General features: G+C 69.8%; 9 protein-coding genes. 3 read left to right on the forward strand and 6 right to left on the reverse strand.

What is annotated here, in order from left to right; all coding sequences use genetic code 11:
* Positions 1–657 precede the first annotated feature (657 nt).
* Positions 658–2,763 carry an FxSxx-COOH system tetratricopeptide repeat protein gene (gene fxsT / locus VF330_RS25920; RefSeq protein WP_330854284.1) on the reverse strand — a complete coding sequence of 702 codons (2,106 nt, stop codon included), beginning with the start codon at positions 2,761–2,763 and terminating at the stop codon, positions 658–660.
* Positions 2,764–3,062: 299 nt separating this feature from the next.
* Between fxsT and VF330_RS25925 the strand changes: the two genes are divergently transcribed.
* Positions 3,063–3,815 (forward strand): hypothetical protein, encoded by a 753-nt coding sequence (locus VF330_RS25925; RefSeq protein ID WP_330854285.1) that lies wholly within the window; start codon positions 3,063–3,065, stop codon positions 3,813–3,815.
* Between the two features lie 63 nt (positions 3,816–3,878).
* Here VF330_RS25925 and VF330_RS25930 read toward each other — a convergent pair whose 3' ends face one another.
* The 4 genes from VF330_RS25930 to VF330_RS25945 form a co-directional block, all read right to left on the reverse strand.
* A complete protein-coding gene (locus tag VF330_RS25930) occupies positions 3,879–5,447 on the reverse strand; it encodes an LCP family protein (RefSeq protein WP_330854286.1) in 1,569 nt (522 codons plus the stop codon).
* 165 nt (positions 5,448–5,612) lie between these two features.
* Positions 5,613–6,179, reverse strand: a complete 567-nt coding sequence (locus VF330_RS25935; protein ID WP_330854287.1) for a hypothetical protein — start codon at positions 6,177–6,179, stop codon at positions 5,613–5,615.
* A gap of 227 nt (positions 6,180–6,406) precedes the next feature.
* Positions 6,407–7,513: a CU044_5270 family protein gene (locus VF330_RS25940; RefSeq protein ID WP_330854288.1), complete on the reverse strand. Its 1,107-nt coding sequence runs from the start codon at positions 7,511–7,513 to the stop codon at positions 6,407–6,409.
* Entirely contained in the window at positions 7,513–8,076 is a 564-nt protein-coding gene (locus VF330_RS25945) for an RNA polymerase sigma factor (protein ID WP_330854289.1), read from the reverse strand. Before VF330_RS25945 ends, VF330_RS25940 begins: the two co-directional genes overlap by 1 nt.
* A 228-nt stretch (positions 8,077–8,304) precedes the next feature.
* Here VF330_RS25945 and VF330_RS25950 point away from each other — a divergent pair, with 228 nt between their 5' ends.
* On the forward strand, positions 8,305–10,215 hold the full coding sequence (locus tag VF330_RS25950; protein ID WP_330854290.1) for a hypothetical protein: 1,911 nt from the start codon (positions 8,305–8,307) through the stop codon (positions 10,213–10,215).
* Between the two features lie 78 nt (positions 10,216–10,293).
* Here the strand turns inward: VF330_RS25950 and VF330_RS25955 are convergent, their stop codons facing one another.
* Positions 10,294–11,148, reverse strand: a complete 855-nt coding sequence (locus VF330_RS25955) for an oxidoreductase (RefSeq protein WP_330854291.1) — start codon at positions 11,146–11,148, stop codon at positions 10,294–10,296.
* A gap of 113 nt (positions 11,149–11,261) precedes the next feature.
* Between VF330_RS25955 and VF330_RS25960 the strand changes: the two genes are divergently transcribed.
* A partial coding sequence (locus VF330_RS25960; protein ID WP_330854292.1) for a helix-turn-helix domain-containing protein occupies positions 11,262–11,776 on the forward strand: 515 nt, incomplete at its 3' end.

Below are 11,776 nucleotides of genomic sequence, written 5' to 3' on the forward strand. Positions count from 1 at the left end.
TCGGCAGGACGGTGGTCGTGCTGCTGTGCCTTGCCGGTGCTGGGCTCGGATACAGCATCAGTTGGTTAACCGGCTCACCAGTGGCGCCAAGCATCGCTGGAGGTCCCTTGGTCGTAGTGGCCAGCCTGCTCGTATGCGACCGTCGGCGTTGCGCCCACCTTCGTGATCACGGTTCTCCCAACCGCTGATCTTCTCCGTCGTCAGCGCTCGTCCACCAGGCCGACATCGTCATACGGCGCTAAGTCGCCATTGCAGAAAGCTCACGCCGTCTGGCCGTTCCGGCGTGGTTGCTCTCCGGTCGTGGACTGGAGGTCAGTAGTGGCCGTGGTCCACTGCGGGCCCTCCAGTTCCGGGCTGAGAACCTCCGCGAAGAGGCGGCTGGGCTGCGGGCCACCGCAGCACTGGCTTGATGTCGTTGTAGCCGTATCCGTTGCCTGACCACCACAGTGCCATCGGAGGTGTTGCCTCTGCGCCCGCCGGATGTGTTGCGGGAGCCGCCACGGGTGGTTTTCACGGCAGTTGGGTCGGTCTCGGGTTCGGCTCGCGGGTCTCATCACCGCGACATTCATGATTCGCCGCTTCCACCGGTGAAGCGTCCTGGGCCTGGTCTCTCAGTGACACCGGGCCCCGCCTGAAGCAAGGCGCGACCGCCGGCGATCAGTCGGACGTGTTCTCGCACATCCGCTGCCATTGAGCGATCTTCCGCCGGGTGTTCGACGTGTGGGGGTGTTCCGGCCCCAGCACTCGTAGTTGATCTTCGAGTAGTTCGGTGAACATGGTCACGGCACCGGCGGGATCACCCGCTTTTCCTCGACAGCGGGCGTGGTGGTAACGAGTGTTCAGAGTCTGTGGGTGATCAGGTCCCAGTACTCGCAGGTAGTCGGCGAGCAGTTCGGTGAAAGCTGCCACCGCCCCGGCTGAGTCGCCACCTTCCGCCTGCCAGCGAGCACAGTTGTGGCGGGTGTTCAACGTCAAGGGATGATCCGGCCCCAGCACTCTCAGGTAGTCGGCGAGCAGCTCGCTGAACTCCGCCACCGCGCCGGCCGAGTCACCAGCCTTGCCGCGCCAGTATGCGAAGTTGTTGCGGGTGAGCAGCGTGTCCGGGTGGCCGGGTCCCAGTGTTCGCAACCGATCGGACAGCAGTTCCTCGAACGCGGCTGCCGCGGCGTTCGGGTCGCCGTCCACGCCACGGCTGTAGGCGAGCGCGTGGCGGGTGTTCAACGTGTCGGGGTGATCGGCGCCCAGCACCCGCAACCGATCGACGAGCACTTCCTCGAACGCTGCGACCGCACCCGCGGGGTCACCTGCCTCCCCTTGCCACCGAACGCGGTCATGGCGAGTGGTCAGTGTGTCGGGATGGTCGGGCCCCAGTACCCGCAGCTGATCCGTGAGCAGGTCGTCGAGCGCTGCGACCGCACCTGCGGGATCCCCTGCCTCACCACGCCAGTAGGCAGAGGCGTGACGACTGGACAGCGTGACCGGATGGTCGGAGCCCAGGCGCTGGTCAGCTCTGCCGCGGAGCTTGCCGAACTGCTCCCTCGCCTCGGCGACCAGGCCGGCCTCACCGAGGCTTCGTGCCGAACGGAACAGCACTTCGTGAGCATCGAGCTCCCACAGGTGCTCGCTGCCTGCCGCGTCGAGTGCTGAGGTGTTGGCTCGCAGCAGCTGTCCCAGCGAGGCATCGTGCTCGACGTCAGGCCAGATCTGCAACAAAGCAGTGGCAGTCACGCGTGTCACTGCTGCTGCCCTTTCAGGGGACCAGGTGTCGCGGGTGGCGCGCTGCACCAGAGCGTGGATTCGGACCGTCTGTGGTGACGTCCCCGCGTCGAAGGTGATCAGGTTGAGCCGATGCAGGCACCCGAGACCGTCCAGCGCGTCATGCTCGTCGATCTTCCGTCCGGTGGCCGCGGTGAGCAGCGCCAACACGTCAGGTGCGGTGAACACTCCGACCGGAACACCATTGGCGTGCAATGAGCTCGCGACTTCGAGCAGAGGACATGCGACACCGGCCGGTGCCAGCCGATCGGCCTGCTCCACCGACAAGGCCCAGGTGGCCGCCACCGTGGCTCGGTGCTCGTCGGGTAGCTCATCCGGGCCGGGCAGCAGGTTGACGAGACGTCGTTCCGCCAGCCGGGCTCGGTAGGCGGCACACGACAGATGGCGGTCCGCCATGTACGCGCCCGCCTGAGCCAGCGCCAGTGGCAGATAACCCAGGTCACCCGCCAGTGCGGCGACGCCATCGAGCATTTCTTCCTTGCTGTCCAGAGCATCCCTGAGATACGCCTGTGCCTCGTCCGCGCTGAAAACCCCGATCTCCACCAGCGCGCGACGATGTCCGCGCAATGCCGCGTCTCGACGTCGAGTCGTCACCACCGCCCGACCGGTGCCGGTTGTAGGCGGCCACAATCCCGCAATGTCGCGCGGAGCCAGCAGATCGTCCAGCACGATCAGCCACGGCACGGTCGTCGTGGAAAGCCATTCCAACAGCGAGCGCGCGCCTCGCTCAGGGTCCGATTCCTCTGCACCGGCGAGCCGTGCGTTCGCGCGGGCGTAACTCGACACGATCGCTTCCCGCGATTCCGCCGTGACCCAGACCAGAAACTCGACTTCGCCCGCGGCCCACACCCGCTCGGCGTAGGCCACGGCCAGTTGAGTCTTTCCGACTCCTCCCAATCCTGACAACACGGTGGTGTGCACGGGGACTCCGGATCGCGGCGTCATCGTGTCTTCGCCATCCAGCCCGTACGTCGCCAGAACGCTCACGTCTCGGTTCTGGAACGCTGCTGCCTGCGGTGGAACGGCTCCGACCCGACACGGCAGCCCGACGGGAGGGCGCATCGACTGATGTTGGTGAACGTGCACTCCGCCTGTGATCAGTCCTGCCTGCACCACAACTCCGGACGCATCACCTCCCACGGTATTCGCCACGCCGTGGAACGAGACACCGGAATCATGAGGCATCAAACCAGTATTGCCGAGATGCGCGCGCCAGGTCCTTCGATCCACGTGGACCCGGACCGGGAAACCCGCGACGCCCAGCTGCGAAAGGCCGGAGAGCGGCATTGACGCCGGTGGTGGATGAAGTCGTCTGGGCATCCGAGGCACGGGACTTCACTACTTGGCTGCTGGCCAACGCGGAGGCCCTGTCGGAGGCCGAGGAGCACCGCGCCGCACTCGAATGGTTGAACGAGCGAACCGACGAGCGCACTCGGTTCTTCGGGGTTCGCATTGAGGTCGTGCGGATCGGGACGTCGCCGCCGGCACCGCTGTTCACCTTGGTGGTGCAGCCCAACGACTGGGGCAAGAAGGTCCGGGCGAGCGCCGGGACGCGGGGAGCCAAGTGGACCGAGGACGACTTCTTCAGCGCTCTCATGGACACCGATGCTCGGCTGGCTGAGGCGGCGCGAGCGCTCTTCGACCACTCCCGAATCGCGGCAACAAACGGCTGGATGTATTGGGGTGAGGGAGCGCGACCCTCGATGACCGCGCAGATCCCGGCGGGCTCGCAGACGCTGCAGCCTTGGTCTTTCTACCTCACCGGTGGGCCGAACGGTGGTCCGGGCTGGGCGATCAACTTCGAATGGATCCACAAGGGCGGCCGGGGCGCCGACGAGTCGGTCGTGGAGCAGTTCGCCGGCCGGCTGGCGGAACTTCCCGGCTTGGCCGGCCAGGTCGAAGCCGCGCGAGCTGCTGGGTGGCGGAGAAGGCCCACCATCCCAGCCCGCACTCTCACCGCGGAGCCGAATGCCCTCAAGGTCGTCACGAAAGCCCTTGAGGAGCTCTACCGCACTGTGCAGGAACGACACGACGTCTGATTGCGTTCAGCCGACCGTCCCGGCAGCGGCGGTTGTCGATACCGGCCGGACGAAGTCGCGCGGTCAGTTGACGCAACGCACTCCGCCGGCGGTGATCGCCGGCTCGGGGGAGGGCGCGACGGGTTGCTGTCGCGCGCCGTCGAGCTCGACACCCACGCCGCTGCCGAACCGGTTGTCGTCCGTCGGCGAGTAGTCCTGCCCGAGGAAGACCCGGACGTGGCCGGCCGGAACGATCGTGTTGGCCTGGAAGGGAATTCCGCCGAGCTCCTGAGCGACGGCACGGGCGCCCGCCTCGGCGCCGGGGCCGTAGAGGACCACGGAGCTGTCCAAGGCGGTCTCGGCGTTCGCTGCTGTGCCGCGGTTGTACCCCTGGGCGACGAGCTGTGTCAGCACGGCCGCCGCGACACCGGGTCGGTCCGAGGCGTTGCGAACGTCAACAGTCACGGCGCTGGTGTCCGCAGTGGATGGAGTGCTGCCGGGCGGTGGCGAAGAAGTGGTGGGGTCCTTGGTGAGGGACTGGACGAAGGTCCGGACTTCGGCGGGGTCGACCTGCACGGCCATGCCGTCCTGCGGGGTGGGCAGGTCGAGGCGGCCGGTCGGGATCGTCTTGAACTCGATGCTGCCGCCGCTGAGGCCCTGCATCTGGTCCGCGAACCCGAGCACGTCCCAGCCGGCGTCGAGCACGATGGACTTCGTCACCGCGTCGATGAGGCCGCGGAGCTTGCCCTGGTCGGTGAGGACGCCGGTGGACAGCATCTTGTTGGCCAGGCCGGCGAGGAACACCTGCTGGCGGACGATGCGGTCGAGGTCGCCGCGGGGCAGGTCGTAGCGTTGCCGCACGAACGCCAGGGCGTCCTTGCCCGCGATGGTGTGCTCGCCGGCGGTGAAGCGGGCGCCGGACTTCGGTTCGTCGACCGCGTTGGTCAGGCAGACGTCGACACCGCCGATCGCCTTGGTGATGTCGTAGAAGCCGGCGAGGTTGACCTCGGCGTAGTGGTCGACGGTGACGCCGGTCAGGTCCTGGATGGTGGCGATGAGGTTCTTCGCGCCTTCCTGCCGCGACCGCGTCTCGATCTCGGCGCGATCCGTGCTGCCCTCGGCGCGCAGCCGTGCGGCGGCGTCGTTCTTGGCGGCGCCGTAGGCGGAGTTGAGTTTGTGCTTGCCGTAGCCGCCGGCGATGGTCACGTAGGAGTCGCGGGGGAACGAGATCGCGACGGCTTTGCTCCCGTCGTTGGGGATGTGCAGGAGGATCATGGTGTCGGTGTTGACGCCGCCGTCGTCCCCGCCGCCGGCCTGGAGTTCGTCGAGAACCTGTTGCGGCAAGGGGTTTCCCTTGGAGTCGGTGCGGCTGTCCATGCCCACCAGCAAGATGTCCACCGCGCCGTCACGGGGGCGCTCGCCACCGCCGTCGCTGCTGATCACGTCGGTGGTGGCGAGCTGGTTCTGCAACGACCTCAGGTTGACGTAGCCGTAGCCGCACCCGAGGAGCACAAGGACGGAGAACAGGCTCATCAGAACGCGTCCGGCCCCTGCCAGACCGGCCGTGGCTCTTCGGGAAGGACGTCGAGCGGGGACGCCCGGCTGGATGTACTCGGTGGGCAGGTCTGTCAGGTCGCGTTTCTCTGCTGTCACGGGTTTCCGCTTTCGGTGTGGTGCGCCGGGACCGCTGCTTGTGCGCGCGAGGAATGTGCGCGTGTCCATGCGCACAGGTGAAAGCGCGACCGAGCGAAGAACCGGCGCGTGCTGTTCAGTCCTGATCGGACTGGAAGGATCGGTACCTGCCCTGGTGCGGGCCGGTCACGCGAAGGACAGCACCGGAGGGCCTCGACGGGCCCAGCACCTGCGGAAGTCGACCTGGTGAGGAGTGGTGTCGGCCTCGAGAGCACGAGGACGGATCGGGTCCGGTCCCGCGGCGGCCGGCACCGGCTCGACGAGCAGGACGAACCACGCCCGTGCGCGATGTCTGACCTGGTCCCAGACAGTGGAGCAGCTCGCCACGACGGTGTCGTCGAACCAGCTGACCAGGGCGAGGATCGTGGCCACGGCTGCCACGTCGCCGAACGGAACCGACCACACCGCGGGCTGGTCGGCGAGGGCGGGGACGTGCACCGGCGCGGTGGCGTGCAGGGCCACCGACAAAGCCGCTGCCTTCGCCAGGACCGCGGGCACGCGTGAGGGCCGGATGAGCGGAGCGGCCACCCGCCACGCGATGGCCAGCAGCAGGAGCGCGGTCACGTCGGCGGTCGTCACGAGCTCGGGGCCCGGCACGACGTAGATCGTGGCCGCGACGACCCAGGCGGCGATCAGGAAGGGCAGGACAGAGGAATCCGCGACGTTCTCGCGGCCTCCGTCCGTGCTGCCCATGATCATTCCTTGTCATTCCACGACGTTGCTCGTCCGCGAGTGTAACCGGACGAGGTTGTGCGGTCCGGTGTGCTCGTGGCGAGGCTTACAGCGCGTTGCCGGCAGCTGCGGCCAATGGGCTGACCACGGTGGCGAAACCCCGCGCCTGACCGGTGTGGCCGGAGGACGACATGCTCGTCATCCTCCGACCACACCACGACGGAGACCGCGCGGATCAGCCGCGCGGATCAGCCGATGCTGTCGACGACGGTGGACGTGATCGCGACCGACATCGTCACCGTGCCCTCCGGCAGCCAGGTCTCGTCGGTCTCCGGGCCGACGAGCGTGCGTTCGCCGATGAAGTCGCCCTTCTCCTCGTCGATGACGAGCTCGGTGCGCTGCAGCGTGTCGGCGAGGGTGATCCCGACGCCGGTGCGGCCGTCGATGGTCGCCTTGCCCTCCGACAGGACGACGCCGTCGATCTTGGCGATGGCCCGGTACCACTCGGCCCGCAGGTCGGCGGGCATGAGGCCGGCGCGCAGGATCTCCGTGGCCGTGTGGAACATCGCCTGCGGCGTGGAGCCCTTCGGACCGGTGAAGGTGCGCAGCCAGTCGTACAGGGCCTGCGGGTCGCGCGGGAGCTTCGCGTAGAACGCGGGGGAGTCCCAGTCGCCGGGGTCGCCGCACACCTTCTTCGGCAACGACTTCGGGAAGAAGTCGCCGCAGACCCCCCGGCGCTCACCGGTGTCGGTGTCGGACGGCCGGAACGCCGCCTCCTGCTGCGAGACGTTGCCGCCCAGCCACTTCGGCTCACCGGTCACCGTGCGCCGGTTGAGCCACTCGCCGGTGACGTCGGACGGGATCCACGTCTTCGTGGTCTGCGGGAGCATCCAGGTCCCGCCCTTCAACGCCTGCGGGTTGTCGACGGACGACCCGAACGTCACGCCTCGCGCGTACGTGCCGGTCTCGGTGATCAGCCGGTACTTGCCGGGCGGCACCGGCTGGTCGGCGGTCTTGATCCGGCTCGCGGCAGCGGTGAGCGCGTCCTTCGCCGACACCAGCGACATCCGTGACACCGCCCGTTCCTCGCCTACGGGCGCGGTGGTCGAGCTGGTCGGTCCCGCGAGGGGCGGTGCCTGCGGCGCCGCGTCGTTGGCTTGCACGACGACCACACCGGCGGCGACGACCGCCACTGCCGCCGCGGCGACCGCGACCGGCATGAACCTGCGGCGGCGCAACGGGATCACGTTGTCCGAGGCGGCTTCGAGCACCTTCGTGCGGACGTCCCGCAGCGACCGCGGGTTCTCGCGGTCGTCCTTGTGCAGCAGGGCGAGGGCTTCGTCGAGATCGGTCATCACTTTCCTCCTGACAGCATTGCCTGCACCTTCGTGCGCACGCGGTGCAACCGCGAGCGGACCGTGCTGGCAGGCATGTTCAGCGCGGTCGCGACCTCGGACGGGTCCAGCCCGGCCCAGGACGTCAGCAGCAACAGGTCTCTCTCCTGCGCGGACAGGGTCGGCAACACGCGCGCGAGCTGGCGCTGGGCGTCGACCTGCGCGACCACCCGCGCGTCGTGCCCGTGGTCGGTCTCGGCGTGCAGCCTCTCGGTCGCCTGGTATCCGCGCACCTCCCGGCGGACGTGGTTGCGCAGCAGGTTCGTCGCGATGCCGTACAGCCAGCCGCGCACCGGCGCCCGAGCCGGGTCGTACTCGGCTCGCCGGCGCAAGGCGACGAGGAACGTCTCCGCGACCAGGTCGTCGGCTGTGTCGACGCCGACCCGTCCCGCGAGGTAGCTGCGCAGCCGGGGCGCATAGGTGTCGAAGAGCGCGGCGAACGTGCCGGCGGGGTCCGCGTCGCCCAGGTCTGGGCTGTGGTCCGGCCTGGTGCCGTCGATGGCGCGCTCCTGGGGCTTGGTCACACCGGTAGTTGTCCGCAACGCCCGCGAGCGTCCCCGGTTGTGACCGCCATCACTACCAGGGCTGCGTCGGCGAGGACGTGGCGGTCGCTTGACCGGAGTGTCGTCGGGCGCTCGATCGGGTGATCTTGACGGTCGGCACTGTGACCGTGCACGGCACCGGTCGTTTGACTTGACGACCGAGTGGGTCGAACGTGCGGCTCCGCGGAGGGAGAAGACGTCACGGTGGCGATGCCGGATCTGATCAGACAGTCGGCGCTCGACGGGCGGATCGTGTTGTGGGAGGAGTCGGCCCGGGACGGCGCCCAGGGCAAGACCCTGATGAGTGCCGGGTTCCGCGTCCGGCTGGCACGGGAGCAGGGACTGGTGTTCGGCGACGACGGGCCGCGGCACGTCGTCTTCGCGGCCGGGTTTCCCGCCGTGTGCCAGGAGGAGTTCGACGCCACCCGGGAGGTGGCGCTGCGAGCAGCCGGCGCCGTGAGCCCCACGGCCGTGTGCCGGGCCACCGCGGTGGACGTCCGGCAGGCCTGCGAGGCGGTGCGGGGCGCTCCGAACGGGCGGGTGATGATCGTGGTGCCCGCCTCGGACGAGATGGCCGACGCGATGGTCCACCAGCCGGCGGAGGCGGCGCTGGCCGACGCGGTACCGCTGGTGCGGTCGGCTCGCGCTGCCGGGGTGTTCGCCGACGTGTGCTTCGCCGACGCCCCGCGCGCGGACGTGGGCCTCATGGCCGCGGCGGCCACCACCCTGACCGAGGCGGGAGCCGGGGTGGTCGTCATCGCCGACACGACCGGTGACCTGCTCACCGAACGCTGTTCCGAGCTGTTCACGGGATTGCTCGAACGGGTGCCCGCCGACGTCGTGCTCGCCTCCCACCTGCACAACGACCTCGGGCTGGGACTGGCGAACACGCTCGCCGCCGTCCGCGCGGGCGTCCGCGTCGTGTCGAGCTCGTGGCTCGGGGTGGCCGAGCGCAGTGGCATGGTGGCGACCGAGCAGCTGCTGTTCCTGCTCGCGCGGCGCGCCACCGAACTGCTGGGCGAGGCGGACCTCTGGTACACCGCCCCGGACCTGACCCGGATTCCCGCGATCGCGCGGCAGGTCTCGGCCGAGACCGGGGTGCCGCTGACGGTGACCACGCCGATCGTCGGGACCGGCGTCGGCTCCCTCTCCACCGGGACGCCGTTCGTGCGGCCGGGGACGTTCCAGCCCTACGACCCCGCCGTGCTGGGCATCGAGCCCACGGTCGTGCTCACCCACCTCGCCAGCACCCGCGTCCTGCGCGCGGTGTGCGAACGGATCGGTCTCGTCCTCGACCGCGCCGAGACGACGGCCGCGTTGGCGTGGGTGAAGACCGAGGCGTTCAGCCGCAACGAAGCCGTGATCCCCGACGAGGACCTGGCCGGGTTCGTGACCGGCCTGCGCGCGGCCGCCGGCGCGTTGCGGGCGGGACAGGCCGTCGTGCTGCCCAACCCGTTCCCGCTGACCTCCGTCGTCGCGGCGACTTCGCCCGAGGCGGTGAACAAGGCGAAGCAACGTCCTGCCGACCAGGCCGTGGCGCTCTGGCTCGTGGACGACGACCTCTGGTCGGAGTTCGCCGGCGCCGTCGACCTCGACGAACCGACCTGCCGGTTCGCGCGGGACCTGCTGGTCCGCGAACGACTCACGCTCCTGCTGCCCGTGGTGCCCGAACGCCTGCCCGGCTGGGCCCGCAAGGCCACCCGTGACGGCCACGTGCTGGTGTTCGGCGCCTGCTGGTCTCCGGTGCTGCCGGTGCTCGCCGGTGTGGCGCCTCTGCACGTGAGCAGCGCGAACCGCACCGGGTCAACGCCGGCGGCGTCGCAGGCCGAGGCCCGTGCGGCGTTCGCTGCCGAGGTCCACGTCCTCGACGTGGCCCGGAACGCGCCGAGCGAGGGCAGGGCGGCCACCACGACGTTGCGGGTGGGCCGCGGACGCACGCTCACCCACATCCGCCACGGTGCTCAAGATCTCGCTCACGGGAGTGCTGACGCCTACGTCGCTCACCTCTCGCGCACCTACGGCAGCGCTGTGCCGGCGGGAGAGGCCGCTGACCGGTCACTCGAGCAGGTGCCGGCGAACACCTCCACGACGGTATCGCCGCTCCGCTCCACCCGGCGATGAGGTTGGTCCTGCAACACTTCGCCCCCGGTCACCCGCGACCCGGTCCGGCGCCGATCACGACGAACGCACCTGTCGCGCTCATGCCTGCTCCACGTCCACGCTCGTGGTCAGTGCCTCGTGCTCGTCGATCTCGCGGCGAAGCCGGTCCAGGCGGGTGCGCGCTCCGGCGAGTGCGTCGGAACCCAGCAGCAGCCGCAGAGGTGGCTCTTCCGCGTCGACGGCGGTGGCGATCGCCGCCGCTGCCCGTGCCGGGGCACCGGGCTGGTGGCCGGACACGGCCACTGTGGAGTGTCGGCGTTTGCCCGCCGTCTGCTCGTAGTCGTCCAGACGGGTCGGGGACTGCCGCATGGACGTTCCCGCCCATCGGGTGCGCAGGCCGCCCGGCTCCGCGATCGTCACGGTGATGCCCAAGGGCGCGACCTCCGCCGCCAGCGACTCCGACAACCCCTCCAGTGCGAACTTGGTGGCGTGGTAGTAACCGGTCGCGGCGAAGGCGGCGAGGCCTCCGAAGGACGAGACGTTCACGATCCGTCCGGAACGGCGCGCCCTCATGCCGGGCAGCACCGCCTTGAGCACCGTCACCACGCCGTGCACGTTGGTGTCGTACAGGGCGCGGACCTCGGAGTCCTCGCCCTCCTCGATCGCGGCCAGGTAGCCGTACCCCGCGTTGTTGACCAGGACGTCGACGCGTCCGAAGGTCTCCTCGCACGACCGGACGGCGGCGGTCACCGACGCCGGGTCGGTGACGTCCAGCCGCAGGGCGAGCGCGCGATCGCCGTACGTGCGGGCGAGATCGGCCACGGTCTCGCGGTCGCGAGCGGTGACGGCGACCCGGTCACCGCGTTCGAGGGCGTGTTCTGCCAGTGCGCGGCCCAGGCCGCTGGAGCACCCGGTGATCAGCCACACCGGTGTTTCGTCGTTCTCGGTCAGCATGTCCCCATCGGACACCCGGGACCGGGAAGGTGCCACGCCCCCTTGAGGCTGGCTCTCGCAGGGACAGGCTCACGGCAGGGCGGAGGGCTCGGGAAGCGGTACCGTCTCCGCTGATGGCTTGGGATGACAACGACCTCGGCTCCTTCCTGCGCAGCCGGCGGGAGAAGGTCGACGCCGCGTCCGCCGGTGTCGTGCACACCACGCGCCGGCGCGTGAAGGGGCTGCGCCGCGAGGAACTGGCGCTGCTCGCCGGGCTCAGCCCGTCCTACTACACCCGTCTCGAGCAGGGGCGCGACCGCAACCCCTCCCGGGAGGTCCTCGAAGCCCTGGCCCGCGCGTTGCGGCTGGACGACACCGAGCGCCTGCACCTGTGGTCGCTCGCCGTTCCGCCGCCGGTGCCGGCCGTTCCCGCCGGGGGCGTGCGGCCCGGAGTCCTGCACCTGCTGGAGAAGTGGGCCGGCCAGCCCGCGTTCGTCGTCGGACCCACCCGCGACGTGCTGGCCGGCACTCCGCTCGCCGCGAGGGTCAACCCGGCGTGGAGCCCCGGCCACAACCTGGTCGAGTTCACCTTCCTCGACCCGCGGGCGCGCGAGGTCTACCCGGACTGGGACGAGATCGGCGCGCAGGC

It is taken from the genome of Lentzea sp. (assembly GCF_036380075.1).
In the GTDB taxonomy this organism is placed as follows: domain Bacteria; phylum Actinomycetota; class Actinomycetes; order Mycobacteriales; family Pseudonocardiaceae; genus Lentzea.

Excerpts from the sequence above, each read along its gene's own strand:
- VF330_RS25955 (WP_330854291.1), bottom strand. The coding sequence starts at position 11,148 with ATGCTGACCGAGAACGACGAAACACCGGTGTGGCTGATCACCGGGTGC.
- VF330_RS25950 (WP_330854290.1), top strand. The coding sequence starts at position 8,305 with ATGCCGGATCTGATCAGACAGTCGGCGCTCGACGGGCGGATCGTGTTG.
- VF330_RS25940 (WP_330854288.1), bottom strand. The coding sequence starts at position 7,513 with ATGACCGATCTCGACGAAGCCCTCGCCCTGCTGCACAAGGACGACCGC.
- VF330_RS25935 (WP_330854287.1), bottom strand. The coding sequence starts at position 6,179 with ATGGGCAGCACGGACGGAGGCCGCGAGAACGTCGCGGATTCCTCTGTC.